Source organism: Ferrimonas marina (assembly GCF_900129905.1).
Lineage (GTDB): Bacteria > Pseudomonadota > Gammaproteobacteria > Enterobacterales > Shewanellaceae > Ferrimonas > Ferrimonas marina.
The window spans coordinates 95,907-122,888 of the sequence record NZ_FQXG01000005.1 but is presented as its reverse complement, the minus strand read 5'-3'; the positions used below and the strand labels follow the sequence as shown (position 1 = coordinate 122,888).

24 protein-coding genes are annotated in these 26,982 nt (G+C 61.5%); 14 read left to right on the top strand and 10 right to left on the bottom strand.

Going from position 1 to position 26,982, the window contains the following annotated elements:
• Positions 1–51: 51 nt before the first annotated feature.
• The 4 genes from BUC04_RS12925 to BUC04_RS12910 all read left to right on the top strand — a co-directional run bounded on the left by BUC04_RS12925 (position 52) and on the right by BUC04_RS12910 (position 4,760).
• Positions 52–2,028, top strand: coding sequence for a multiheme c-type cytochrome (locus BUC04_RS12925; protein WP_306305294.1), 1,977 nt, complete (start codon positions 52–54; stop codon positions 2,026–2,028).
• A gap of 175 nt (positions 2,029–2,203) precedes the next feature.
• A complete protein-coding gene (locus tag BUC04_RS12920; RefSeq protein WP_067661045.1) occupies positions 2,204–2,500 on the top strand; it encodes a hypothetical protein in 297 nt (98 codons plus the stop codon).
• 92 nt (positions 2,501–2,592) lie between these two features.
• Entirely contained in the window at positions 2,593–2,976 is a 384-nt protein-coding gene (locus BUC04_RS12915; protein ID WP_067661047.1) for a hypothetical protein, read from the top strand.
• 326 nt (positions 2,977–3,302) lie between these two features.
• Complete coding sequence (locus BUC04_RS12910) at positions 3,303–4,760, top strand: catalase (protein ID WP_067661259.1); 1,458 nt, start codon at positions 3,303–3,305, stop codon at positions 4,758–4,760.
• Between the two features lie 66 nt (positions 4,761–4,826).
• Here BUC04_RS12910 and BUC04_RS12905 read toward each other — a convergent pair whose 3' ends face one another.
• Positions 4,827–5,471, bottom strand: coding sequence for a hypothetical protein (locus BUC04_RS12905; protein ID WP_067661050.1), 645 nt, complete (start codon positions 5,469–5,471; stop codon positions 4,827–4,829).
• A 167-nt stretch (positions 5,472–5,638) separates the two neighbouring features.
• Here BUC04_RS12905 and BUC04_RS12900 point away from each other — a divergent pair, with 167 nt between their 5' ends.
• The 8 genes from BUC04_RS12900 (at position 5,639) to gndA (ending at position 16,003) form a co-directional block, all read left to right on the top strand.
• Complete coding sequence (locus BUC04_RS12900) at positions 5,639–6,418, top strand: Crp/Fnr family transcriptional regulator (protein WP_067661052.1); 780 nt, start codon at positions 5,639–5,641, stop codon at positions 6,416–6,418.
• A gap of 44 nt (positions 6,419–6,462) precedes the next feature.
• Positions 6,463–6,927, top strand: coding sequence for a YaiI/YqxD family protein (locus tag BUC04_RS12895; RefSeq protein WP_067661053.1), 465 nt, complete (start codon positions 6,463–6,465; stop codon positions 6,925–6,927).
• Positions 6,928–7,133: 206 nt separating this feature from the next.
• A complete protein-coding gene (locus BUC04_RS12890; protein ID WP_067661054.1) occupies positions 7,134–9,263 on the top strand; it encodes a M3 family metallopeptidase in 2,130 nt (709 codons plus the stop codon).
• Positions 9,264–9,457: 194 nt separating this feature from the next.
• Positions 9,458–11,608: a M3 family metallopeptidase gene (locus tag BUC04_RS12885; RefSeq protein ID WP_067661261.1), complete on the top strand. Its 2,151-nt coding sequence runs from the start codon at positions 9,458–9,460 to the stop codon at positions 11,606–11,608.
• A 169-nt stretch (positions 11,609–11,777) separates the two neighbouring features.
• Complete coding sequence (locus tag BUC04_RS12880) at positions 11,778–12,530, top strand: SDR family oxidoreductase (protein ID WP_067661263.1); 753 nt, start codon at positions 11,778–11,780, stop codon at positions 12,528–12,530.
• Positions 12,531–12,617: 87 nt separating this feature from the next.
• Positions 12,618–13,124 (top strand): prepilin-type N-terminal cleavage/methylation domain-containing protein, encoded by a 507-nt coding sequence (locus BUC04_RS12875; protein ID WP_067661055.1) that lies wholly within the window; start codon positions 12,618–12,620, stop codon positions 13,122–13,124.
• Between the two features lie 62 nt (positions 13,125–13,186).
• Positions 13,187–14,026 carry an MOSC domain-containing protein gene (locus BUC04_RS12870; protein WP_067661058.1) on the top strand — a complete coding sequence of 280 codons (840 nt, stop codon included), beginning with the start codon at positions 13,187–13,189 and terminating at the stop codon, positions 14,024–14,026.
• A gap of 465 nt (positions 14,027–14,491) precedes the next feature.
• Entirely contained in the window at positions 14,492–16,003 is a 1,512-nt protein-coding gene (gene gndA, locus BUC04_RS12865; protein WP_067661059.1) for an NADP-dependent phosphogluconate dehydrogenase, read from the top strand.
• 76 nt (positions 16,004–16,079) lie between these two features.
• Here gndA and BUC04_RS12860 read toward each other — a convergent pair whose 3' ends face one another.
• Complete coding sequence (locus tag BUC04_RS12860; protein ID WP_082766694.1) at positions 16,080–16,643, bottom strand: outer membrane beta-barrel protein; 564 nt, start codon at positions 16,641–16,643, stop codon at positions 16,080–16,082.
• Between the two features lie 121 nt (positions 16,644–16,764).
• Entirely contained in the window at positions 16,765–17,328 is a 564-nt protein-coding gene (locus BUC04_RS23950) for a protein tyrosine phosphatase family protein (protein WP_159437695.1), read from the bottom strand.
• A gap of 193 nt (positions 17,329–17,521) precedes the next feature.
• On the opposite strand from BUC04_RS23950, the gene BUC04_RS12850 reads away from it, so the two are divergent.
• Positions 17,522–19,750 carry a patatin-like phospholipase family protein gene (locus BUC04_RS12850; protein ID WP_067661065.1) on the top strand — a complete coding sequence of 743 codons (2,229 nt, stop codon included), beginning with the start codon at positions 17,522–17,524 and terminating at the stop codon, positions 19,748–19,750.
• 140 nt (positions 19,751–19,890) lie between these two features.
• Positions 19,891–20,211, top strand: a complete 321-nt coding sequence (locus BUC04_RS12845) for a hypothetical protein (protein ID WP_067661067.1) — start codon at positions 19,891–19,893, stop codon at positions 20,209–20,211.
• On the opposite strand, the gene BUC04_RS12840 is transcribed toward BUC04_RS12845, so the two are convergent.
• The 7 genes from BUC04_RS12840 to BUC04_RS12810 all read right to left on the bottom strand — a co-directional run bounded on the left by BUC04_RS12840 (position 20,205) and on the right by BUC04_RS12810 (position 26,939).
• A complete protein-coding gene (locus tag BUC04_RS12840; RefSeq protein WP_067661069.1) occupies positions 20,205–20,666 on the bottom strand; it encodes a ferritin-like domain-containing protein in 462 nt (153 codons plus the stop codon). The two genes, BUC04_RS12845 and BUC04_RS12840, sit on opposite strands and share 7 nt — an antisense overlap.
• A gap of 246 nt (positions 20,667–20,912) precedes the next feature.
• Positions 20,913–21,737 carry a hypothetical protein gene (locus tag BUC04_RS12835; protein ID WP_067661071.1) on the bottom strand — a complete coding sequence of 275 codons (825 nt, stop codon included), beginning with the start codon at positions 21,735–21,737 and terminating at the stop codon, positions 20,913–20,915.
• A 117-nt stretch (positions 21,738–21,854) separates the two neighbouring features.
• Positions 21,855–22,508 (bottom strand): TetR/AcrR family transcriptional regulator, encoded by a 654-nt coding sequence (locus BUC04_RS12830; RefSeq protein WP_067661073.1) that lies wholly within the window; start codon positions 22,506–22,508, stop codon positions 21,855–21,857.
• 82 nt (positions 22,509–22,590) lie between these two features.
• Positions 22,591–23,631 (bottom strand): M14 family metallopeptidase, encoded by a 1,041-nt coding sequence (locus tag BUC04_RS12825; RefSeq protein ID WP_234977402.1) that lies wholly within the window; start codon positions 23,629–23,631, stop codon positions 22,591–22,593.
• Positions 23,628–25,100, bottom strand: a complete 1,473-nt coding sequence (locus tag BUC04_RS12820) for a glutamate-cysteine ligase family protein (protein ID WP_067661075.1) — start codon at positions 25,098–25,100, stop codon at positions 23,628–23,630. Before BUC04_RS12820 ends, BUC04_RS12825 begins: the two co-directional genes overlap by 4 nt.
• A gap of 118 nt (positions 25,101–25,218) precedes the next feature.
• Positions 25,219–26,067, bottom strand: coding sequence for a carboxypeptidase-like regulatory domain-containing protein (locus tag BUC04_RS12815; RefSeq protein WP_067661077.1), 849 nt, complete (start codon positions 26,065–26,067; stop codon positions 25,219–25,221).
• 110 nt (positions 26,068–26,177) lie between these two features.
• Positions 26,178–26,939, bottom strand: coding sequence for a ribonuclease H family protein (locus tag BUC04_RS12810; protein ID WP_067661079.1), 762 nt, complete (start codon positions 26,937–26,939; stop codon positions 26,178–26,180).
• Positions 26,940–26,982 lie beyond the last annotated feature (43 nt).

Here is a 26,982-nt window from a genome sequence, read left to right as displayed (position 1 = left end):
TGGCGGATACGCGTGGATTTGTATCCGACTATTTGTTGGGAGTGATGAATGATGAACAAAAAGACTTACATGGCGTTACTGGTCGCCGCGACCCTCGGGGTTGCTGGTTGTGCCGATGACGGCAAAGACGGCGCCGATGGTGCACCGGGTGATACCGGCCCAGAAGGCCCGGGCTACGTGCCCCCCATGGTAAGCACCTCTGATGTAACCTACCTGAACGTTACCCACTACGCCGTAGAAGACGGCCAGGTGACCTTTGAATTTGAAGCTACTGACGCGGAAGGCCTGCTGATTGAGGGCCTGGACAAAGCGGAAGCCAAATTCTCTGCTCAGACCGAGCGTGGCATGATCCTGAGCCGCTCTGGCGAGGGTGAGCACGGCGGTTACGGCACCTTTGATGTGACCGCAGAAGAGCCGCTGGAAGGCGCGACTCTGGAGATGAACGAAGACGGCCTGTACACCCTGGTGATGCCGATGCCCAACGTGACCGCCGATCAGGAAGGGATCGTTTGGCTGCGTGCCGGTGGCGGCGAAGCGGCCATTGCGCGCTCCATGCCGGTAGTCGTGAACAAGCCGGAAGGCTTCCACACCACCACCACCGAAAGCTGCTACGCCTGTCACACCGACTACGCGACCTCCAGCTTCCGTCACCCGAGCTACACCGCGGTTGATATCAACGGCGACGTGGACTTCGTTGCAGGCTGTATGACCTGTCACGGCAACGTTTCCCGTGCCGAAGAAGATGGCGGCTACGCCACCAACACCCTGTCCAAGATTGGTCACATCAACCACCAGAAGTTCGAGAAGGACTTCCAGGTGACCAACTGTACTACCTGTCACACCGAGTCTCCGGTAAACACCAGCATCGCTGGCCCGGGCTGTGTTGACTGTCACAGCGACGGCACTGCGCCGGTTGGCCCGATCGTACCGGGTGAGGTAGACGTACGTGCTATCCACACCGCCAAGGTGGCGATCGATGAGAAGCAGGCGATCCGTGCTAACCACTCCACCAGCGTCTCTGCGCCTTACTGGGATGCCACCGCGGCGTACACCGTGTACGACCGTTACGGTAACCCGATTGGCGACTTTGTTGGCGGTTACTGTGTAGACCTGGCTCTGTATGACACCACCGGCGAAGCTCCTGTGATGCTGGACATCCCGGCGCTGTACGAAGCCGGTACCCTGGTGTACACCAGTGCTTACCTGCACGGTTACTACGAAGGTTCCGTTGTGGGCCGTCCGGCCAGCAGCTACGGCAAGATCGATAACGAAGATGGCACCCGTACCCTGTGCTTCTCTGAGATCGGCGCTGGCGTTGAGATGGCAGGCATCATGGCCAGCTCTCGTATCACCTTCTCCCACGCGGGTTGGGTGAGCGATGATGGTCGTGAAGGTGTGTCCTTCACCGCCTACTCCCCGGTTGTTGCTTGGGATGGCGTTACCATCGGCACCGAAGAGGCTGACTTCGATCGTCGCCAAGTGGTTCTGGCCGATACCTGTACCGCTTGTCACAACAGCGAGACCAACTACCACAAGAACGGCTCCTACGATAATGGCGGTTGGGACTGCATGGCCTGTCACAACAACGGTCAGGATCGCTCAGCCAAGAACAGTGCACCGGGCTTCGGCCCCATGGTTCACTCCATGCACTGGGGTGTGGGTAATGAGCTGTCCGGCGCCAAGCAGGATGAGGAAGGTAACAATGTGCCGAACTCTGCTGACCGTCTGAACGCTGACAACTGTGTGTCCTGCCACGAAGGTGGTGTGTCTCTGGCGGCCATCCCGAACAACTACATGTTGTCCAAGGCCTACAACGGTGGCACTGCGGGCGTGATGAGCTCCCCTGTGACCGCCAACTGCTTCGCTTGTCACAACGACGACGCGGCCCTGAACCACATGAAGCAAAACGGTGGTGAGCTGAACGTTACTGCTGGCGACAACTGGTACACCATCTCCACTCCGGAGTCCTGTGCCACCTGTCACGACACTGGCAAGACCTTCGGTATCGACAAGTACCACAACTTCTAAGCTTGCTTAGAACAGGTGGCCACGACGGCATTCGTGGCCACCGTCCCTGCAAACACACAAGGCACCCTCGGGTGCCTTTTTTGCGTCTCCAAAGGGCATAAACTGGTGGGCAAAAGAGGCTGAACCCTCGTCAGTTACGTAGGCTGATCAACACAGTGCTTGCGGAGAGTCTCTTATGTCCCTGATACAACGCCTGATGCTGCTGGAGCGATTTGCCGCGCCGACCCTGATCACCCTGTTGTATTGGCTGTTGCTGCTGGCGGTGATCGCCATGGCCTACTTTCATGCCAGTCACTTTCACGGCAATCTTTGGATGGGGCTGTGGATCCTGTTCAGCGGCTCGATTGGCGTGCGGGTATTGTGCGAGTTGCTGATCATCCCCTTTCGCATCGAGCAGCATCTTCGGCCCGCTGAGTCGCCACCGCAGGCGGAGACGGAGGTAGAGGCAAGATCTCAGTCGGAGCAGGACTGACCCGCTCAATCGGCTGCCTTGCCAAACTCGGCGCCCTGGCATACTCTCCAGACCATCCAGGCGATAACGCCTTTGTTTTGCGAGGAAATCCTATGTCCATCATCGCTGTCCCCAGTGTGGGTAAGCCCGTGGCCAAGCGTCACCACAAGCCCCGTCATCTGAAGAAGATGGCCATCGGCCCGTTCAGCCAGGGCTGTGTTGAGTTGCGTTACCAGGCGGACATCGACCAGTTTGATGCCCTGGACGACGCCCTGATTGCGCTGCAGGTGGAGCAGGGCTGGGACATCTTCGTGGCTTACTTCAATGAGCGGTACCATGTTGCCGTTACCTTTATCGAAGGCGACGCCAGCCAGCAAGCGGTCATTGATGCTGTGCAAGGGGTGATCACTCAGGTGCACGGCGATGTTGCTGAGCTCAAGGTGTTGGCCGGTGATGCCAACTACGGCGACTGGGACGCCAGCTACGACGCCCAGTAAGCGCTTTGTCGCTCACCTCTAAACCGCCCCTCGGGGCGGTTTTTTCGTTTTCGCCGCAGTATTACATCCGCTTGCGTTGCACCCTGCCCGGGTTGCTGTCTCGATTCGTTGACCTAAATCAATTATGAGAATGGTTCTTAATCTTAAAAAGCGAATGAGGGAACCGCATTAACTCGTTATCTTCCACTCCGTCAGCGCCTTAATCTAGATCCATAGACAGGAGGGCATGACCATGTGGGACAGCCTGATGCAATGGATTGAGGGGCGCTACGGCGCCGAAAACCAGGATTAAGACACGAACTGGGTCGATAACGAGGATGCACACCATGACTGAACGACTGACTGCACAAAACGGCGCCCCTATCGCCGACGACCAAAACAGCCTGAGCGCCGGTGCCCGCGGTGGCCTGATGCTGCAAGACTGGCAACTGATTGAGAAGCTGGCGCACTTCAACCGTGAGCGGATCCCGGAGCGGGTGGTACACGCCAAGGGCAGCGGTGCCTACGGTACCTTCACCCTGAACAAGGATCTGTCCGATTACACCATCGCCGATCACTTCCAGGGCGTTGGTAAGCAGACCGAGGTGTTCCTGCGCTTCTCCACCGTGGGTGGCGAGTCCGGCTCCGCCGATGCTGAGCGTGACCCCCGTGGCTTTGCGGTGCGTTTCTACACCGCCAACGGCAACCACGACATCGTCGGTAACAACACCCCCACCTTCTTCCTGCGTGATGGCATCAAGTTCCCCGACTTTATCCACACCCAGAAGCGCAACCCCAAGACCAACATGAAGGATGCCCAGGCAATGTGGGACTTCTGGTCACTCAACCCGGAAGCGCTGCACCAGATCACCATCCTGATGTCCGACCGGGGCATTCCGGCCACCTACCGTCATATGAACGGCTACGGCAGCCACACCTTCTCGCTGTGGAACGCCAAGGGTGAGCGTTTCTGGGTCAAGTTCCACTTCAAGACCAAGCAGGGGATCAAGAACCTGTCCAACGAGCAGGCGGACAAGATCAAGGGCATCGATCCGGACCACGCCCAGCGTGACCTGTTTGCCAGCATCGAGGATGGCGATTTCCCGCAGTGGGCGGTGAACGTGCAGATCATGCCGGAGGCCGACGCGGAGCGTTACCACATCAACCCGTTCGACCTGACCAAGGTGTGGCCGCACAAGGATTACCCGCTGATCGAGATCGGCACTCTGGAGCTGAACCGCAACCCGGAGAACTACTTCAACGAGGTGGAGCAAGCGGCCCTGGCCCCGTCCAACCTGGTACCCGGTGTCGGCGCCTCACCGGACAAGATGCTGCAGGCCCGACTGTTTGCCTACGCCGATGCCCAGCGCTACCGCATTGGCGCCAACTACAACCAGTTGCCGGTGAACTGCCCCCATGCCAGCAAGCCGAACCACTACCAGCGTGCCGGTGCCATGGCGGGTGTGGGTTGCCCCTTCCACGGCAGCGCCGCGGGCAGCGATAGCTCGGTCAACTACGGTCCCAACACCCAGCAGGGCCCGGCTCAGCAGCCCCAGGTGGCCGAGCCGCCGATGGACCTGGCCGGTGCCATGGACCGCTACGACAAAACCGTTGAGGACGACTACGCCCAGGCGGGCGATCTGTTCCGACTGATGAACGGCGAGCAGCAGCAGGCGCTGTTTGACACCATCGCTTCCACCCTGGGCCAGGCCAGCATGGATATCCAGGAGAAGATGCTGGAGCACTTCCGCCAGGCGGACGTGGCTTACGCAGCCGGTGTGAAAGCTGCCCTAGAGCAGCGATAAGAAGAGGCTGGCTTACCAGCCGAACTGGCCGCCGGAGGGATCCGGCGGCCTTTTTTCGTATGGGGGTTAGTCTGCACTCCAGCTGTTGCTGGTGTACTGGCCTTTAAGCAGTGGCAGCAGCTGCCAGTACTTGGAGGCGTTCTCGCCGTCGCTGGCACACTGGAAGCGGGGGTGTTCGGCCTTAGCCAGCTCGGCGGCCAGGGCCCGAATGTCACTGCTTTCCAGCCCGGTGACCTTGCGGGCCCACTCCGGCGTCTTCGGCGTTGCATCCGGCCAGCCCAGCAGGTAGCCACGGTAGCTTTCTGCCTCGGTCAGCGGCGGCGGGCAGTCCGGAGTGGAGCATCGGGTGACGGCACCAAAGCCGTAGACGTGGCGTTCGACGAACACCTCGTCGATGGGCAGGGCATCAAACTCGGTGAGCCAGCTGTAGATGATGGCGTCGATCAGGGCCCACAGGGAGCCGCAACGTAGCTTCAGATGCCTGCCTTGGGGGATGCTGTCGGCATTGCTGATCACCCAGCAGTTGTCGGTCAGCGGAGGCAGCTCTGACGGAGCCTTGTGAAACACCAGGTTGAGATCGGCCAGCTCACTGCTGGGGGCATTCAGCTCGTTTATTGAGGCCATGCCGTGGGTCTTGTTATTGCTCGAGTGTGCGTGGCCCTTGAGCCGCGACTGCACCACACTGATCAATTCGATGCGGGTTGAATCCATTTATTGTTATTTCTTTGTGAGCCAATGATGGCGCTTATGCTGTTTTTCACTACTCTACGATGTTGCGATCAGTTGGAGTGTCTTCTGGGCGACATTTTCATAGCGCGTGTGCGACACTTTTTGTAATTGACCGGTTATGACTCAGGTGAGCACAGTAAGCTGGTGACATGAATTCAGAAAAATCCGCCTACCCCTCGACCGAGAGCGTGATCCTCGGCCTGCGCCGGGGCCTGTTCCGCAGCTGGAGAGAGCAGATGAGTGCCATGGGCTGCACTCAAAGCGACATCGACGCCTTGCTGAAGGCGTCCCGTCAGTTGCACCTGGCCGAAGGCAAGACCTTCTGCGGTGAGGTGGACTTTCCCGGCATTATCCTGATTGAAGACGGCATCATCGCCCGAGAGCACGTGCTGTCCGATGGCCGCGCCGGGATTTCCTATGTGATGATGTCCGGCAACCTGATCTTGGCAGAGAAGGCCAAGAACTTTGGCACCAGCCTGATGCACTCCCGCTGCCTCACCCCGGTGACAGTGCGCCTGCTGCCCTACGAGCTGTCCGGACCATTGATGGCCAAGAACCTACGGATCAGCCACTTTGTCTATGCCCACGCCAACTTTCTCGCGGTACGCATTGAGGAAGCGGCGATGCTGCGACAGCTGCTGCCGAAGAAGGACTTTGTTTACCTGGCGGTGCTGCTGATCAACGACGCCTGGACCAAGCGGGGCAATGGCGCCATCCCCTTCAGTGACGACACCTGGTGCCGCATCGTCTGCAGTACCCGGCAGTATTTCAATGGCGCGATCCGCCCGCTGGTGAAGGCCGGGATCCTGGAGAAGGGCTACCGCAGCCTCAAGGTGCTGGACGAGCAGCGACTGCGCGAAATGATGAGCTGCGATTACTTTAGCCATTACCGCATGCGCCACTCCACCGTTGAGCTGGAACACAGGTAACAGAAAAGCTAAGGTGACAGGCCCAATTGATAAAGGGCCCTGATGTGCCGAGCCTCTATGTTGATGCGGATGCCTGTCCCAAGGTGATCCGCGAGATCCTTTACCGCGCCGCCGAGCGCGCCAAGCTGCCGCTGATCCTGGTGGCCAACCAGTCCATCGCCACGCCCCCCTCTGCCTATATCCGCAGCTTGCGGGTGCCCCAGGGCTTTGACGTGGCCGACAACGAGATTGTCCGCCGCTGCGAGCCTGGCGATCTTGTGATCACCGCCGACATCCCTCTGGCTGCCGAGGTGATTGAGAAGGGCGCCCAGGCCTTGAACCCCCGCGGAGAGCTCTACACCGAGCACAATATCCGGGCCCGGCTCAACATGCGGGACTTTATGGACACCATGCGTGCCTCCGGCGTACAGACCGGTGGACCACCGCCGCTCTCCGCCACCGAACGCCAGCAGTTTGGCAATGCCTTGGACCGTTACCTGGCCAAGGTGGCACGCCAGGCCCGTTCGTAACAGAGCAATACTCCACCAACTCATAAGAAAAAAGCGCGCAACGCCAAATGTAAATGCGGCGTCATATTTTGTTACCACCTTGACTATGGCGGGCAGCCAACAGTGGGTACGGTGCCAGCAGCGAGTTCGTTTCAGCGATCGCTCAGAACAATAAGAGCGTGTTGGCGGGAACTGCCAACAACCGCACACCCACAAGGAGCGTTACCATGCTACCCAAGTCCCTGATCGCGGCCACCGTGGCCCTGACCCTGGCTGCCTGCTCGAGCACTGTGAACCACCAGGAGACCACTGCCTTGAGCCCTGACAACCCCTTTGCCGCCCCCAGCAGCCTGATCTACCAGGCGCCGGACTTCACCCAGATCGAAGACAGCCACTTCAAGCCGGCGTTTGAGGCGGGCATGGCCCAGCACCTGGCGGAGATCGAGCTGATCGCCAATAACCCGGATCCGGCCACTTTCGACAACACCATCGTGGCGATGGAGAAGAGCGGCGCCCTGCTGACCCGCACCGCCTCGGTGTTCTACAACCTGGCCAGCTCCACCGGCAATGACGAGCGCACCGCCCTGATGGCGGAGTTCAGCCCTAAGATGTCGGAGCACAGCGACAACATCTACCTCAACGATGCCCTGTTCCAGCGTGTCGATGGCCTGTATCAACAGCGCGCTGAGCTGGGCCTGGACAGCGAGTCCCTGCGTCTGCTGGAGGTGATGCATCAGCGCTTCGAGCTGGCCGGCGCCAAGCTGACCGATGAGCAGAAGGTGAAGGTGCGTGAGCTGAACAAGCGACTGTCCACCCTCTCCACCACCTACGGCCAGAACCTGCTCAAGGCCAGCCAGGAAGGCGCGGTTCGGGTCAAGGATAAGGCTCGCTTGAAGGGTTTGAGCGAAGGTCGGATCCAGGCCGCCGCTGCTGCCGCCAACAAGGCCGGCTACGAGGGCGAGTACCTGATCACCCTGACTAACACCACCCGTCAGTCTGCGCTGATCGACCTGGAAGATCGCGCCCTGCGTGAGCAGGTGTGGAAGGCCTCTGCCTACCGTGCCACCGAAGGCGAGTTCGATAACCGCGGCCTGGTGCTGGAGCAGGCGCAACTGCGTGCCCAGAAGGCGGCCCTGTTCGGCTTTAACAGCTGGGCGGAGTACAAGCTGCAGACCCAGATGGCGAAGAAGCCGGAAGCGGTGCTGGAGCTGCTCGGCTCCATGGCGCCCAAGGTGGTCGCCAACGCCGGTAAGGAAGCGGATGAGATCCGTGCCCTGATGAAGGCCGAAGGCGCCGACTTTGAGCTGCAGCCCTGGGATTGGTTCTACTACGGCGAGAAGGTACGCGCTCAGAAGTACAACCTGGACCAGGACGAGGTTAGCCAATACCTGGAGTTCAACCGGGTGCTGGAAGACGGTGTGTTCTACACCATGACCCGCCAGTTCGGCATCACCTTCAAGGCCCGTCCGGACATCCCGGCTTACCATGAAGATGTGAAGGTGTACGAGATCTTCGACAAAGACAGTAGCAGCATGGGCCTGTTCTATGCCGACTACTTTGCCCGTCAGGGCAAGCGGGGTGGTGCCTGGATGAACGTCTTTGTTGGCCAGTCTCACCTGCTGGAAAATAAGCCAGTGATCGTCAACGTGATGAACATCCGCAAGGCCGCCAAAGGTCAGCCGCAGCTGGTCTCCTTCGATGAAGCCACCACCATGTTCCATGAGATGGGCCATGGCGTGCACGGTCTGTTCTCCGACGTGACCTACCCGAGCCTGGCAGGCACCGCGGTATCCACTGACTTCGTCGAGTTCCCCTCCACCTACATGGAGGATTGGGCCTTCCACCCCGAGGTGATCAACAACTACGCCAAGCACTATGAGACCGGCGAAACCATTCCGCCGGCCTTGCTGGAGAAGGTGCTGGCGGCGGCCAAGTTCAACCAGGGCTTTGACACCCTGGAGTACCTGGCAGCGGCCTTGCTGGACATGGAGTGGCACAGCATCGATGCCAACACCCAGATCGACGATGTGGCCGAGTTTGAAGCGGCAGCCCTGGCCCGTAACGGGGTGGCGCTGAACTACATCCCGCCGCGCTACAAGTCCACCTACTTTGCCCACACCTTTGCTGGTGGCTACTCCGCAGGCTACTACGCCTACATGTGGAGTGAGATCCTGGCGGCGGATGCCTTTGCCCACGTCCGTGAGCAGGGCGGTCTGACCGAGGAGCAGGGTGAGTGGTTCCGCAAGACTATCCTCTCTGTCGGCAACAGCCAGGACCTGATGGAGGCCTACAAGGGCTTCAAGGGTGCCGAGCCGACCACTGAGGCGCTGTTGATCCGTCGCGGTATCAACCTCTAAGCCAGCCATCCTTGATGGCATCAAAAGGCCAGCCTTCGGGCTGGCCTTTTTTATGGCGAAAGCGGGGGAAAAATCACCGTTCGCCTTATCGGTACTTGCCTGGCTACCCTCGCTGTGGGTAAGGTCAATCGTGATCCCGATCACCGCATGGCGAACAGCATCGGGGAGCCAGGAAATTTATGTTCACAAGGATGATGACCATGCGGACTCGCATTTGGGGCGCCGCGCTGTTGGTATTGGTGGGCTGCAGTGATAACGCTGCCAGCACCGACACCAGTGTGAAGCCCACCGATATGTTGCCCCAGAGCAACCCCTTCCAAAGTGCCAGCACACTGCCGTACCAGACCCCGGATTTTGCCGCCATTGAGCACCACCACTTTGCCCCGGCGTTTGATGCCGGTATGGCGGAGCACCGCCGGGAGATCGAGGCGATCATCGGCCAGCAAGAGGCCCCCAGCTTCGCCAACACCGTTGTCGCGCTGGAACAAAGTGGCGAGCTGTTACGGCGGGCCCGTCGGGTGTTTAACCACCTGGTGGCGGTGGCCAATAACCCGGAGCGTAAGGCGCTGAAGGCCAGCTACGCCCGCCGCTTCTCCGAACACAACGACAGCATCTACCAGGACCCGACCCTGTTTGGTCGCATCGATGCGCTTTATCAGCAGCGTGACCAGCTGGAGCTGGCACCCGAGGATCGCCGCCTACTGGAGCAGACCCATCAACGCTTTGTCCGCACCGGGGCGGCCCTGTCTGAGCAGAGCCGGGCGCGGGTGCAGCAGCTCAATGTCACCATCGCCCAACTGACCAACCGCTTCGGTGAGAACCTGCAGGGAGCCACCGACGCTGCCGGCGTCTGGGTGGATGAGATCGCGGATCTGGCCGGTCTCAGCGATAGCCAGATCCGCTCAGCCCAGCGGGCAGCAGAGCGGGCCGGATCGCCGGAGCGCTTCTTGCTGACCCTGAAAAGCACCACCCGTCAGCCCGCCCTGGCCAACCTGAAAAATCGCGCGCTGCGGGAGCGCTTATGGCGTGCCTCCGCCGAGCGAGGTGTGGATGGTGAGTTCGAAAACCAGAGCGTCATTCCGGCGCTGATGCTGGCGCGGGCGGAAAAGGCACAGCTGCTGGGCTACGACCATTGGGCTGGCTATCGTCTGGACAAGCAGATGGCCGGTGAGCCGGAGCAGGCGCTGGCGCTGTTGGGCAGCATGGCCGCCGATGTGGTGGCCAACAGTGGCCGCGAGGCCGAGCAGTTGCGGGCACAGATGACCCGGGACGGCGCCGAGCATGAACTGGCCCCCTGGGATTGGCTCTACTACGCCGAGCGGGTGCGCCAGACCCAGTACGAGCTGGACAGCAAACAGGTCTCCGAGTATCTGGAGTTCCACCGGGTGCTGGAGGACGGGGTGTTCTACACCATGAAGCGGCTGTTTGGCATCCGTTTTGAGCCTCGTAGCGACCTGCCGGTCTACCACCCGGATGTGCTGGTCTACGAGGTGTTTGATGAACAGGGCCAGGGGCTGGGCCTGTTTTACGGCGACTTCTTTGCCCGCCCCGGTAAGCGCGGTGGTGCCTGGATGGCCAACTTCGTTCACCAGTCCAACCTGCAGGGCAGTCGCCCGGTGGTGCTCAACGTAGCCAACATCGCCCGGGCGCCGGAGGGGCAACCGCAACTGCTGACCCCCAAAGAGGTCAACACCCTGTTCCATGAGATGGGCCACGGGGTTCATGGCCTGCTGTCCGACGTGACCTACCGCAGCCTGTCCGGTACCGCGGTACCACGGGATTTTGCCGAGTTCCCAGCCAAGTTCCAGGAGGACTGGCGCTTCCACCCCGAGGTGATCGCCAACTACGCCTTCCACCATCAAACCGGCGAGCCGATCCCGCCGCAGCTGTTGGCCAAAGCGATGGCTGCGGAACGGTTCAACAAGGGGTTCGACACCCAGGAGTACCTGGCGGCGGCGCTGCTGGATCTGGAGTGGCATTCGCTGGCGGCGGATGCGGAGATCCCCTCGGTAGCAGAGTTTGACGCGGCAGCCCTGGCGCGCCACGGCCTGTCCAGTGAGGTGATCCCGCCGCGCTACGGCTCCACCTTCTTTGGCCATGTCTTTGCCCGGGGCTACTCGGCCAGCTACTACGCCTACCTGTGGAGTGAGATCATGGCCGCCGATGCCTATGCCCACCTGCAGCGACAGGGCGGGCTGAGTCGTGAGTCCGGCGAGCGCTTCCGTAAGGAGGTGTTGGCCAAGGGCAACAGCGAGGATCTGATGTCCATCTACACCGCTTTCCGTGGCCAGCCGCCTAGCCCGGAAGCCCTGCTGGCACGACGTGGCCTCTCGGTAGGACTCTAAACAGCAAAAAGGCCCCACGCGGGGCCTTTTTTGTTGCCCTGAGTGGACCTCATGGCTTGGGTTTAGCCCGGCAGAGCTGGTGGCGACCCCGGGCTGTGCTTAGTGGTGGGGTTTACTTGTGCCGCTCAGGACTCTAACTTGGCCAAGAGTTGAGCAAGGAGGCAATCAAATCGTGCGACAGAACATAGTGATCACCGGTGCCAGTTCGGGCCTGGGTTGGGAGATGGCGCGGCAGTTTGCCGCCATGGGACGAAACCTGGCCCTGTGTGCCCGACGTACCGAACGGCTGGAAGCGCTGCAACAGGAGCTAAAGACCTCCTACCCCGATATCCAGGTGCATGTCCGCGCCCTGGATGTGAACGACCATGAACAGGTGTTTGCGGTGTTCGAGGCCTTTGCTCAAGACTTCGGCGGTCGCATCGACCGGGTTATCGTCAACGCCGGCATGGGCAAAGGGGCTTCCCTGGGCACCGGGCATTTCGAGGCCAATCGCCAGACCGCGGAGACCAACTTTGTCGCAGCACTGGCCCAGTGTGAAGCGGCACTGACCCAGTTCAGGGCACAGAATCATGGTCACCTGGTCACCATCTCTTCGGTCAGTGCGGTGCGGGGCTTTCGCCGCGCCATGACGGTGTACGCTGCCACCAAGGCGGCGCTGACCAGCTTGAGCGAGGGGATCCGGGTGGATCTGCTCAATACCCCCATCAAGGTAACCACGGTACATCCTGGCTATATCCAGAGCGAGATCAACGATCGGGTCGATAAGGTGCCCTTTATGGTGGACACCGAAACCGGTTGCCGCGCCATCATCAAGGCGATTGAGAAAGAGGGGGATAACGCCTTCGTACCCGGCTGGCCTTGGGCCTGGATGCGCTGGGTATTGCGCTGGGCACCGCTGCGGATGCTGCGCAGCCTGGGATAGACGCAGAGACGGATTGGCCTGACGGACACTCGGTGTTACTGTGCGTGGGAATTCCCATTGATGGGCAGCAGTACATGGAGTGGTTGTATGAAAGGAAGGCAGCAGGGGGGCTTTACCCTCATCGAGTTGGTGGCGGTTGTGGTGGTGCTGGCGGTGCTGGCACTGGTGGTTTATAGCCGCCAGATCAGCCTGCGTCAGGATGCGCAGGTTGCTGTACTCAATGAACTTCGCGGCCAACTTCAGCAGGTCATGGTTCAGGTGGACACCCTCAAGCAGGTCCCCAGTCGGGTACGAACCGACAGCAATGGTAACCAGTACCTTAGCTACGACAATAACAAGGAGTATCGGCTGGAGAAGGGCTACCTGAGCCGTGTGGAGATCTGCCATATCCTTGGTCTGACTGACACCGCCATGAGCAGTAACGGCAAACAGGATTCCACTGACGGTCGCTTTAGCTGCAAGGATGAAAACCGGGATTTTGCCTGGATCCGGATGACCGGGCTTGATAGCAGCGTGTGCTACCTGCGCTACAAGACCTTCAACAACTACACCCAGCGGCCCCAGCCGGTGCTCGAAGGAGAGTGCAGCAGTTGATCGGATCTCGACTGTTATCGGCCCAGGGTGCTGCGGCCACTGGCTATTAATGAGGTAAGGCATTGCGAGTCACCCAACTGTACCGTTACCCGGTGAAGTCCCTGCAGGGGATCGCCGTCGATCAGCTGCCACTGACCGAGACCGGCCTGCCCTGGGACCGCCACTGGATGCTGGTGGATGCCAACGGCCGCTTTGTCACCCAGCGGCAGCTGCCAGCGATGGCCCGCATCGCCACCGAGATCACCCAGGACAGCCTGCTGTTGCGTTGCGGCGATCAGCGATTTGCTGTGCCGCTGCAGCAAAGCCCGCAAGCCAGCACGCCGATCAGGGTGTGGCAAAGCGAGATGCCGGCACTGGATGAGGGGGCCGCGGCCAGTCACTGGCTGACCGAGCAGTTGGGGGCCTTTCGTGGCGCGCCGCTGCGCCTGGTGCGCTTTGACCCGCAGCAGACCCGGGCGATCAAGCCCAAGTATCTGCAAGCCGGCGAAAGCTCCAGTACCCACTTTGCCGACGGTTTCCCCTACCTGGTTGCCTCCCAGCAGAGCCTGGACGGGCTCAATCAGCAGTTGCAGGCCAAGGGCTGCTCGCCAGTTGAGATGGCGCGTTTTCGCGCCAATGTGGTGATCGACGGCTTTGAGCGCCCGTTCCAGGAGTTGGAACGGCTGACCCTGCAGGGCCCCAACTGGCGGTTGGCGCTGCGCAAGCCTTGCGAGCGCTGCCCGGTAACCACCATCGATCAGCAAACCGGCGAGCGAATAGGGGGCAAGGAGCCGCTGTCTACTTTGATGGCGATGGATCCCCTGGCAGATGGACGCGCTTACTTTGGTGGCAACGCGGTGCTGATCTCGCACCAGGGTGAGGCGATTCGCGTTGGCGACGCGGTGACCTTCAGCCTGGACTGATCAACGCAGCCAAGCCGCTCATCCCGAAAGACGGTGCGCTAACCAACCCAGGAGAAGATGGCTAAGTGCCGAATTCTCCTGGGTTTTATTATCGCTCGCGCACCCTTTTCTGTAATTATCTTTCAGCCTGCTGAGGCGCCCTGCCCACCGAGAGTCCCAAGACAAAAGTTCACAAATTGGCCGTTTGTGAGTGTGACGAGATGAAAATGCACAACTTATCACGAGGGTCGGTCCCCCGATCAGTTCCTGTTGCGCCGCGCAACCCTGCTTGGTGTGGCGTTTTAGGTGGTAGGCGTGATCTTTACGCTGAGTCCGGCGGGCAAACCATGACCTTGTTCAAAAAAGTCATCTCCTGCTGCCAGCAACCGAAATTAACGTGGTTTCACACTTACGCTCACCCGCTGCAGCGGGTATAATCCTGCCCGAATTTTGACTGGCTGTAATTTTTTTTCAGGGGAAGCGAGCATGGCGCAGTGCGATATCGGTTTTGTGGGCCTTGGGGTAATGGGCAAAAGCCTGACCCTGAACCTGGCGGACAACGGCTTCCAGGTGGCGGCCTTTGATCTGGACGCCGGCAAAGTCGATGCGGCCATGACCCAGGACCAGGTGGAGAACAACGGCGTAGCCCGTGTTCAGGGCTGCAGCTCTTTTGGCGACCTACTGGCCAAGGTGAAGGCACCGCGTACCATCGTTCTGTCGGTACCGGCTGGTGCCCCGGTGGACAGCGTCTGCCGTAAGCTGATTGAAGCGGGCATCGGCCCGGACGATACCGTGGTCGACACCGGCAACAGCCTGTGGAGCGACACCGTTCGCCGTGAGAAGAAGTACGCTGGCCTGTTCATGTTCTTCTCCACCGCCGTGTCCGGTGGCGAGGCGGGTGCCCGTTTCGGACCGTCGCTGATGCCTTCTGGTGACGAGCGTGCCTGGCAGCGCATCAAGCCGATGTGGCAGGCGATCGCCGCCAAGGTCGACCCGCAAACCGGCAAGCCCATCGAAGGCGCAGCCCCGGGCAAGCCGATCACCGAAGGCGAGCCCTGTGCTGAGTACATCGGTCCCAACGGTGCCGGTCACTACGTCAAGATGGTGCATAACGGCATTGAGTACGCCGACATGCAGCTGATTTGCGAAGCCTACCACGTGATGCGCGATGCCCTGGATATGACCCCCAAGGCGATCGCCGAGGTGTTCCGCCAGTGGAACCAGGGTGTGCTGGACAGCTACCTGATGGAGATCAGTGTCGAGGTACTGGAGCAGCAGGACAGCCACAGCGGTCAGCCGCTGGTGGACGTGATCATGGATCGCGCCGGCCAAAAGGGCACCGGCATGTGGACCGCCATGAGCAGTCTGGAGCTGGCGGCCCCAGCCCCGACCATCACCGCCGCGGTGTATGCCCGTGCCATGTCCGCCATGAAGACCGAGCGCGTTGCCGCTGCCAAGGTACTGCGTGGCCCGCAAGTAGCGCCGATGAGCGAGCAGGAGAAGGCGGAGACCATCGCCCAGCTGCATGATGCCCTGTACTGTTCCAAGATCTGTGCCTACGCCCAGGGCTTCCAGCTGATGAGTGCGGCGGCCAAGGCCAATGGCTGGAAGCTGGACTTCATCGCCATCGCCAAGATCTGGCGGGCCGGCTGCATCATCCGCGCCGTATTCCTGCAGTCCATCGCCGACGCGTACGGTCGTGACCAGGAGCTGGCTAACCTGCTGGTGGATCAGTTCTTTGCTGAGCAGATCGAGTCTCACCAGGGCAACTGGCGTATGGCCATCGCCAAGGCCACCATGATGGGGATCCCGGTGGGGGCCTTCAGCTCAGCGCTGTCCTACTACGACGCCTACCGCCTGGAAACCCTGCCGGCCAACCTGCTGCAGGGCCAGCGTGACTTCTTCGGTGCGCACACCTTCGAGCGTACTGATCAGCCGGCCGGTGAGATGTACCACGTTGAGTGGGGCACCGCCGAGCGCAAAATGGTGAAGATGTAAGCGTCGCTGTTAAGCCACGTTACCAAATGGCCCCGCAATCGCGGGGCCGTTTTTGTTTGGGCTTACCTGTTCGTGCTTACCAGCGGTGGCTGAAGTTGAGCATAACGGCCTCGGCGTCGTAGCGGGAGGAGAGGGCGTAGTGCTGGTATTCCAGGCCAAAGCTAAACTTGCGCGTTGGTGCCAGACGGATCCCGGCGGCGCCATAATAGCCTCCGTGCCAGCTCGAGCTGGTCTCCTGGGTGTCACCCTGGTAGCGGATCTTCTCGGTCAGCTCACCGAGCTGGACACCGCCGCGCAGGGTCAGCTGGGCCAAGTGATCATGGGGCCAGTACAGCATCAGCCCGGTGCCTGCGCCCACGTAGCTGGGCTCCACCCGCTCCGGTACCAACCAGTCGAACATCCAATCAATGGCACCGCCTTGCAGGTACAGTGCCTGGGCCTCCCAGTGCAGGTGACGGGCCAGTTCACGGCGGTAGCCCAGCTGAAAACTGAAAGAGCTGCTGGTATCGCCGTCGAACTCGCTGGTGTGCTCAATCACACCGCTGCCGATGCCCCAGTGGATCGCCTGCTTTGGCGGTGCTACCTCTGCCCCCAGCACAGCACTGCTCAGCAAAAGACAACCCCAAACGACCCCTCGCATCCCCACCTCGTCATCAACAATGCAAAGCAGCAGGCTAGCGAAAAGCGACTAACAATGGCGTGAAGCGGGTATTGAACGGCGTATCTTCGGCGTATCTTCGGCGGATACGTCGGCTAGGGCCTTATCGAGCGTTCGAGTCGGCCGTGGTGCGATGCTGCTCGATAAAGCGCTGCCACTGGGGATACTCGGCAAAGGCCTGGTCCAGATCGCCCCAGGGCTCCAGCAGGCCGATGTCACCCTGACCCTGCTGACTTTGGTAGAGGTAGTAGAAGGCGGAGGCGCGGTAGTTGGCCATGCAGTGCACCAGGACTCCCTTGCCCTGGTACTGCTGCATCAGCTCGGCAAACCGGGCCAGGTTATCCGAACTGGGGGCCTGCCAGTCCACCGGGATGTTGGCGTAAACCATGCCGGCGGCGCGCACCTGGGCCGGTTCCTGCGTGGGAGCATGGGGGTGATCCGGCGGGATCAGATCGATCACCAGTTCGATACCGGCGGCCTTGAGGGCGGTGAACTGCTCTGGGGTCGGCAGGCCGGCGGTGACCACCTGGGCGTCGTTGACCCGCATCGCCTTGAGTGCCGGCAGGGCTTCAGGGTCCACGGCGGCGCTGGCTGAACCACTAAGCAGGGCCAGCAGCCCCAGCCCTGCAGCCAGGATCTGCCGAGCCAATCTCTTTGTTTTCGCCATCACTCTCTCCTTCGATCTTTCTCCGCTGGAACCGGGGATACGCTGCCGATGTTGTGGTGGGTTTAGCCCATTGCCGCAGGCGCTGCCACGGCGCGGATTGCCCTTAGCTGAATAAGCTACCCCATCAAGATTCAAAACCTCCAAATAAAACCGTATTTTATTGTGAAGGTGAGACCAAGTTTGGAGCGAGATGATGCAGGGATGGCGATGGCTGGCGCTGATGCTGGTGGGGGTGTCCATGACCGCGGTGGCGGAGCGACCCAAGATCGGGGTGGTGCTCTCCGGCGGCGGTGCCAAGGGCGCAGCACACATTGGCGTGCTTCGGACCCTGGAGCGCAACCAGATCCCGGTGGACTATCTGGCCGGCACCTCCATGGGGGCCTATGTCGCCACCCTCTATGCCGTCGGCTACAGCGCCGATGAGATTGAAGCGATCATCGGCTCGATGGACTTCAACACCGGCTTCTCCGATGACGTCCCCCGGGAGCAGCGGATCTACCGGGATAAGGCGTTTTACGATCATTACCCCATAGAGACCAAGGTGGGGTTTAACGAGGGCGAATTCACCCTGCCCAAGGGCGCCTTGCAGGGCCAGACCATGTCCTCGCTGATCCGCCGCTCGCTGGGACCGGTGCCCACGGTGGAGGATTTCGATCAGCTGCCCATCCCGCTTCGCACCGTAGCGACGGATCTCACCGACCGCTCCGCCATGGTATTTGACCAGGGCAGCCTGGCGATCGCCATGCAGGCCAGTATGACGGTGCCCGGCGCGCTGGCGCCGATCCAGTACGAGGATAAGCTGCTGGTGGACGGTGGCTTGGTCAACAACCTGCCGGTGGACGTGGTCAAGGCGATGGGCGCCGATGTGGTGATCGCCGTGGACATCGGCTCGCCGCTGCACAGCCGGGATGAGCTCAACTCGGTGATCGATGTGCTCAGCCAGCTGTCGGGCTACCTCACCAACCTGACCCGGGATCAGCAGGTGGCGCTGATGTCGGAGAAGGATCTTTTGATCGTGCCGGACATTGGGGATGTCGGCACCAGCGATTTCGACAAGATGCCTTTGATGATCCAGCGCGGTGAGCACGCTGCCCAGGAGATGCTGGCGCAGCTGCTGCCCTACCAGGTCAGCCCCGCCGCCTATCAGCGTTACCAGGCAGAAAAGACCGAGAAGCGGGAGGCGCTGTTTGATCAGGCGCCGGTGATCACCGCGGTGGATCTGGAGAACGCCTCCTGGGTGGATCCCACGGTGATCCTGGAGGCATTGGATCTGCCGCTGGGCACGGCGCTGGACAGCGCCACCCTGGAGGAGGCGATCAGCCGGGTCTATGCCCTCAACCAGTTTGAGCGGGTGGATGCGCGCATCGATCGTCATGGCGATGAAGCCACCCTGGTGATCAGTGCCCGCAACAAGGACTGGGGCCCCAACGTGTTTGACCTGGGTCTGCGCTTCGAAGACAACTTCGAGGAGGAGCTGGATTTTGGCATCGACGTGGCGTACAGCGCCTACAACCTGTTCGACCTGCGTACCCAGTGGCGCACGGAGCTGAACCTGGGGACCAACAAACGCTTCGCCACTGAGCTGTACCAGCCACTGGGGCGTAACGAGATGCTGTTTAGCCGGGTGGGCTACCAGTACATCAATCAGCGCTGGAACGTGCTGGAGACCGAGGCCAACCTGATCCAGAGCCTGCGCCAGAGCAGCCACGATCTCTATGCCGGCCTGGGCCTGCATCTTGGCCGCGCCGCCCAAGTGGAGCTGCTGTATCGCTACGAGGATGGTGAGCTGGACTCCATCCCCTCCGGCAACAGCTCCAAGCTGGCCTACTACCACTACAAAGGGCCGGAGCTGCTGGTGGGCTACGATACCCTGGATAATGGTGTGTTCCCGACCCGAGGGATGGAGTGGCGGTTAAGTGCCGCCTACCTGGACAGCTATACCCGTTTCCTGCCGCCCTCCGGCATCGACGGGTCCGAGCACCAGTCGTTGTGGGCCTACCAGGCACGCTGGCGTGGTGCCTACAGCTTGGGTGCCCACACCGTGTCCGGCAAGGTGGAGGTGGAGAGTCTGGACCAAAACTCGCTGCAGCTGTCGCGGCTGACCTCCATCGGTGGCTTCCTTAACCTGTCCGGCTATTACAAGGATGCCCTGTTTGGCAATCACAAGGGGCTGGGCACCCTGATCTACCGCTATGACCTGAGCAATGCCCCCTTTGGCATCACCCTGCCGGTTTCCATTGGTGCCTCCGCGGAGGCGGGCAATATCTGGGACAGCAAGGACGACATGGCCCTGGATGACCTGATCTACGCCGGCAGCGCCTTTGTCAGTACCGATACCCGTTGGGGGCCAGCGGCCTTTGCCTATGGCCAAACCGACGACGGCAACCGCAGCATCTATTTCTTCTTTGGCAAGCCGTTCTGATCGCCTCTTCGGTGAGGCAGCGTAGAGAGGAGGTACGGTTTTGCTTGTGTTTGCTACGGCAAAAGCGTTTACTCGAAATGAGTAGAATAGAAAATACACAGGCTTAGGCAGGAGCCAAGCCACTTCAGGGGAGCGGAAGGATGACCGTGATCTGGGGCTATCTGACATTGGGTGCAATGGTGGTGCTTTGGGCCAGACTCAAGCGCGGCTACCTGCTCGGCCAGGTGCAGCCAACCGGCAGAGCCACTTGGCTGGTATACGCCAGCCTGTGCCTGCTGTTCTGGCCGCTGATCCTGCTTGACCTAATGACCGCAGGCTCAGTCGCCCCACGGCGACGGGATTGGCACCAGAGTGACCCCTGTGACGACACCATCCCCACCGACCGCCGCTGGTCGTTCCAGCGGCACTGGCTGGCCCAGCAGAAGCAGAAAGAGCGGGTTCGTCAGCGCCAGGATCAATGATCCGAATCGAACGCCTCAATATCGCCAGGCCGACGGAGCATTTTGTCGACTTCGTCCTCATGCAGGGTCTCCTGCACTATCATCTCCCGGGCGTACTCCTCCAGTACCACGGACTTCCCCTCCACCAGGGTCAGTAGGTTGTAATACAGCTGCACCACGCTCTTTTCGTGGGCCAGGCTTTCCCGCAGGATGTCGCCAATGTCGTGCTGTTTGGACTCCAGCAGCGGGCCTATCCCCAGCGAGGGGTGGCCGCCCAGCATGGTGACAAACTCACCGGCGCGCTGGGCGTGGGCCAGGCTCTCGCTGGCGTTGCCCTTGAGCCAGGAGACGATTGGGATGCGGCCGTAGCCGAACACCATCAGCGAGTAGTGGCTGTACCGCACGACGCCGGCCAGCTCCCTCTCCATGATCTCGTTGAGCAGGTTCAATACCTTCTTGCGCTCTTTGCCTTTCATTCCACACCTCGCATCCTGATCGCGTCTTACAGGTGTAGACGAAGTTACTGAACTTAGGATGGGGATGTGACTTGGGCAATGGCGACGGAAAGGGTCTATCCTTTTGATCCGGCGTGGGGTTCCGGTTGGGTTCGCCAGGTGAGGATCAACACCAGAGAATCAGAGCTGCCCAACAGGGGGAACCCTACGCCGTCAATTTAGCGCGATGCACGCCCCGCCAGGCTTGAGCCTCGGCGGGGCGTGTTGTTACTGGCCTTCGCCGCTGGGCTTTGCAGCCGCGGTTTTTGCCGGCGACGCCTTCGCGGGCTTGCTTGAGGCGGGCTTGGCAGCACGGGCTTTCGCCGCTGTGGCCTTGCCGGGTTTTGCTTCCACGCCCTTGGCGCTGCTGGCACTTGCCGCGGTGGCTTTGGTGGGAGCCACCTTAGCGCCATTGGCCTTGCTGGCCGCCGTCTTGGCGGGTTTGCTTGTCGCGGTGACTTTAGCGGCTGCCGGCTTGGCTGGGGCTGCCTGAGCTGCGGCAGTCTTGGCGACGCTGGGCTTGGTTGGGGCTGTCTGAGCTGCGGCGGCTTTTGCCGTCGTGCTCTTAGTCTTTGAGGTCTTGCTCGCTGTTGGCTTTGCCGGGGCAGCCTTGGCGGCGGGCTGGGGCTTGCGGGGTTTTGCCGTGGTGGTTTTGCGGGTGACTTTGCGAGTGGCTGTGCGGGGCTTTGATGGAGGCGGGGTGGTTTCTGCGGAGGCGGGTTGAGGCTGGGCGCTGGCGAGGCTCGTTGGCTGGGGAACCGCCTCCGTCACCGGGGCGCCACTGTGTTCAAACCACTGCTGCCAAAACTGCTGGCCCTCCTCGTAATTCGCCTGCCACACCGCTTGCCAATGCTGGTTCAGCTCGGCCTGCTGGGCCTGAGCCTGGGTCAGCATAGTCACCCCCATCTCGATGGAGGCGCGGTGGTACTCGATGCTGTGGCTTAGCCACTGCTGGCTGGCGGCCAGCAAGGTTTGGATCATGGTCTGGTTGGACAGCAGCAGTTGCTGACCAATGGAGGAGAGCTCCTCCGGTTTGAACAGAGATGGCGCCATGGCAGATTCCTTTGTCGTTGCTGTGGTCTACGTGGGGCCAAGCCATCCGTGCCAAGCGCCCACCTGATTCATGCTACGGGGCGAGCAGACACAACTCCATTTCAATTCGATTATGGTTTATATCGCTTCTTTGATGACCTCGGCGGGGACTGGTTTGGTAAACGCCTCCCGCACCTCCGGGCGCAGGTAGGGGTGCAACCGGTGCAGTACCTGGTTGATCCCCTCCACCAGGGCGAAGGGGTCTTGCTCATCCTGGTGGGTCACCCGGCCCAGTTGCAGCAGATCAGCGTAGCCCACCCATTGGGTGATCTGCAGGTGCAGTCCCTGGGCCAGCGCCTCCTGGGTGTCACTGTCGGCGTCGAGGATGCCGCTGGCCACCAGTCCGCGACAGAAGCGCTGGCTGCTCTCGCGGGTTTGCCGCAACAAGGTGGCAAAGGGGCGGCGCAGCTCCGGGTAGCGGTTCAGTACGTAGCTGGCGTCACGAAATACGAAGCGGTATTTGGCCAGCAGCTGGAAACTCAGTGCCAGCAGCAGCCAAAGCTCCTGGGGCGTGCGGACCGGCCGCTCGCTGGTACGGGTGTAGCTGAGGATGTCCTGGTTGAAGCACAGGTACAGCGCCTTGATCAGCTCCGCCTTGCTGTTGAAGTGGTAGTGCAGGTTGCCTGGACTGATCTCCATCTCATCGGCGATCTGGTTGGTCGATACACCAGCCACGCCGCGGGCGCTGAACGCCTCTAATGCAGTCAGTAAGATGCGATCCCGGGTTTTCATGCCGTGTCTCCTTCGGCTAGAAACGTCTGGCCACGGGGAGTGTATCACGCCAGCGGAAGGGTTCTTGTGACCGATTCGTTATCTATCCATCACTGGCCGATGGGCTACGGACGGCGTAGAACAGGCAGTCGCTGGCGGCGATGCGGGCGTTGGTGGTGATCATAAACAGCTTGCTGCCGCAGGCCAGGTGAAGCCGGTTGTCCTGCTGAACAAACAGCTCGCTGGCGGCCAGTTGCTGTTCGCCATCGCTGAGATTCAACGCATCCAGTCCCTTGCTGCCGAGCCAGCCCAGCGGCTCCTCCGGCTGCACCCAGCCGAAATTGAGTCGCTCGATGTCCGGCGGCAGGGTGATGTCGGCCTCCTCGCAGGGGGTCTCGCCGTAATGGATGGTGCTGCCGTGATTGAGCCGCACCCGGATGGGACGGGTCAGCAGGTCTAGCTGCCAGTCACCCTGCTGCTCCTCCAGTACCGATTCTGTCTCTAAAAAGCGTCGCAGCCCCTGGTAGGCCACTTCGTCTGACTGGGGATCCACCGCCCCGCCACACTCGATGGTGATGATGGGACTGTGGCGGGTGGTCATCTCCATCAGGGCGCCAAGGCGCACTTCGGTGATCAGCAGCCGTTCGGTGAACAGGCCAGCCAGGGCCCGGTGTTGGGCCCAGTTTTCAGTTGCCACGGCGAAGCTGGGGCCGCTGCCTGAGGTGTTGTGCAGATCCACCACCGCCTCCGGCCTGGCCGCCTGGATATGTTGAAGCAGATCCCGCGCCAACCGTTGGTGGGCCAGGTCTCCGTGCTCACCAAAGCCGCGGTTAAGGTCCCACTGGCCGGGCAGGTAGCGGTGGACAAAGCCGCCCTCCGCCAGGGCCGCCTCGACATTGATGATGGCAAAGTGGCAGGTTTGCGCTGGTCGGGGCGACTCGTGCCACCAACGCCACAGCCCTTTCAACCCCGAGGGCTCGTTGCCATGAAGCAGGGTAACCACCACCCGGGCAGGTTTGTCGGTGCTGCCGGGCAGGGTCAGCCAAACCGGGCCCGGCAGGCTATGAAGCCAGTGCAGCATCCCCTGTTCCAGTTGCCTTGGCGAGGGCAGGGGATGGGGGTGGAGCCGGTCCATCCGCATCATGCGGGCAACTCCCATTGGGCCACCGGCTGGCCTGAACGACTCAGTTCGCAGTAGTGCTGGACCATGCGCCGCAGTGCGGTGTCGTGGTCGTGCTGTTGCTCCAGCTTGGCCAGGGCACGCAGTTGCCACTGGGCCCCGGTCTGGCCCCGGGCCAGGCGCTCTGCCAGCAGTGTCATCAGTCGTGCCGCCTCGTCCGAGTCGATGCCCAGCTGCTCCAGTCCAGTTTGGGCCTGGGGCAGCATGGCCTCCAGCAGCGGTACTACCGGCTGCTCCTGCAGCAGCAGGCGTTGTCCTGGCCATAGCAGCTTGGCCTCCAGCCCGGATTGGGCGGCGCGGTAAAAGTTGTACTCGGCAAAGTCGAACGGCAGGCGGTCAATCAGGCTATCTATCTGGGCCCGGAAGCTTTGCGCCAGGCCCAGCAGCAGGGCGGCGTTGGCCATCATGTCGTCGATGGTGGGGCCGGCGGGCAGGGTGCGCATCTCGATGCGCAGGTGACCGCCGCCGGCGGGGTCATAAACCGGACGGTTCCAGCTCCAGATGGTGCCCTGATGCAGACGCAGGGCGTGCAGTGCCGGGCCTTCACCGGGTTTGTCCTCGACCCGGTGCCAATCCGGCAGGATCACCGGGAACAGGCTGGTGCCCTGGCGAAACAGCTCGATGGCGCTGTGGCGGACATAGCCCTTGCCGAACGAGACCCGGGCAGGGGGATCCCAGGGGGTATCACACAGGTTGCGGCAGTCGATGGACTGCTTGAACAGGGCGATGCGGGTCTCCTGCCACAGCCGCCGACCGAGAAACAGCGGTGCGTTGCCGGACAGGGCCATGACGAAGGGGGTGGCCAGCTGGATGGCGTTGAACCAGTCGGCAAACTCCGCCGGATCGACTCTAAGGTGCAGCTGGAACGAGGTGTTGGCCCCCTCCAGGGTCAGGTCGTCGGCGCTCATCATCAGTCGGTCCGGTCCATTGATGCAGATCTGGAACGGGCCATCCCGGCGCTGCTTCAGCGCCCGGGTCAGCTGGTGGTAGCGGGGCTCATCGGTCATCGAGGAGAGGCCGAAGTGGGCCGATTTGAGGGTGGGCAGGATACCGATGGCGGTGACCTGGCCGCCCATCTCACTGGCCAGGTGCTGGAGTTGGCTCAGCTGGCGCGTCATCTGGCCACCAAGCTGGCTGAACGGGCTGCCCTGGCACTGGGTGTAGGGGCAGTTGTACTCCAGGTTGAAGCGGTTGAGCTCTGGGGTCAGGTGGGGATCGGCAGCCGCCTTGAGCAGCTGCTGGTTGGCCATCCAGGGCCCTTGCTCCTGATCCAGCAGATAGAGCTCCAGTTCGGCGCCCAGGGTGCGTTCGCCCCGGCCCCAGTCGGGATCCGTCAGCAGCTGCGCCAGGCAGTCCAGATCCTCGGTGAGTTGCCGCTCGAAGCGGTGGTGATCCTGTTGGGAAAAGTGCTGCTCAGTGACCGTTTGACCCATGGGCGGACTCCTTTCTCTGTCCTACCCAGCTTATCTCAACTGAGGCGCGGTGCCACGGCGACACCGAGCCTGCTTTGGCTATCCGAGGATAACTTGTTTTGGATCAATCCAGTGGCGCTTAGGGCAGGATCAGGAAATCGACATCAACGTGCTTGCGACCACTGCTGGCGATGGGACGGTCCTGTTCGTCGAAGGCGGTGATGACGTAGCGGTAGAAGTAGCCGGGTTTGAAGCCGTCGTACAGCTCGCGCAGGTCCAGCTCGGTGGTGATGGTGCGGGGACGGTCGCCAAAGGGGAAGATCCGCTGCACCCCGCCCTCTTCGTAGGGGTCTTCGATCTCCAGTACCTGGATCTTGTAGTAGCTGGCGCCGAGGTAGGCCTGCCACTGCACCGGGATCGGCTCATCCACGCGGTACTCGGTTTGCTGCAGGGTTCGGCGCACCGGGGTGACAAAGCGAAAATCCAGCCCGGTGCCGGTTTGGCCATCGGCCAGGGTGAAGGTTTGATTAAAGCGGTAGGGGGCCTTGTGGATCAGCCCCAGCAGCAACTCATCGGCGCTGTCCCGGGCCAGTTCAAAGCCGGAGATGCGGTATTCCCCTGCCGGCAGCGGGATGCTGTAGCTGCCCTGGCTGTCGGTGGTGGCCCACTCGGTGGCACGGCTGCCATTGAGGTAGAGTCGCAGCTTCAGGCCGGGTTGGGGGATCCCCTCGACCCGGGCACTGCCTTGCAGCACAGCGCTGCCGCTGCCCACCGATTGCTTGCCGTGGTAGCTTTGACCGGGAAACTGGACGTAGGCGCCGAGAAAGCCCTTGGCATCCCGTTTGTCCGAGTTGGGAAACACCGGGTAGCCATGGGGGCATCGCCAGCGCTCAGCCCGGGCCTGCTCCTGTTGCCAATAGTGCCAGCCCAGGGCCGAGAGGGCCGCCAACAGAGCCAGGGGGATAAGCCAAAACGCCGGTTTACGCATTACGTCCTTGTTCAATCTATGCCGGGAGGGGATAGGCCGACTCTATCCTGCCACTGCCAGATTGCAAGTGGAGGGGGGAGGGAGTCGGACCCACTGCAAGTTATGGCGGCTTAGCCGGCCCGCATCGCCAGGATCTCGTCCAGGTCAAAGGGGGTGGGCAGGGCAACAAAATCCGGCTGTTTTTCGGTGACGGCGTAGACCGACATGCGATCGGCCAGCTCGTTGCCTTCGATGCCGGCGTGGCCCTTAACGTGCTCCAGGCTGACCTGGTGCTTGAGCTGCTGCCACAGGGCGTGGATGGTCTGGATCTGGGCCAGGTTCTGGATCTCGCCACCGGCCCGCTTCCAGCCGCGCTTCTGCCAGCCGTCGGCCCAGACCTTGATGCAGTTGATGGCGTACATGGAGTCGCATAACACGGTGACGCTGCGGCCACTCTGGCGCTCTTGCTGTGCCAGCAGCAGGGCCTGGTGCAAACCGTTGAGCTCGGCGGTGTTGTTGGTGCCCATGGGGTTGTAGAGCCCGTACCAGAGCTCGGCAGCCTGGCCCTGACGGTACAGCGCCACCCCGGTACCGGCCTGGCCGGGGTTGGGGTCGCAGGCGCCATCGCAGTAGATCGCCACTTCGCTGTCAGGCAGTGCTGCGGTGTTGGCGGGTTTCGACGCGGTATTGGCGGCGGGCTTGCTGGCCGCTTTCGCAGTAGCACCCAGGGCCGCAGCGTGGCCCTGCTTCAGTGCCGCCATGGCGGCTTCCCGGCTGGGGTAGGCCTTGTACTTGGCCCCGGAGAAGCCGCTGACGGCGGCCTGGGTCTGGGGCCAGTCGGTGAAGATCCCGGTCTTGTGACCGCGCCAGACAACGTAGAACTTTTTCGCCACAGGGGCCTCGCTCAGCTTGATTCAGAGGCCCCTATGATACCGG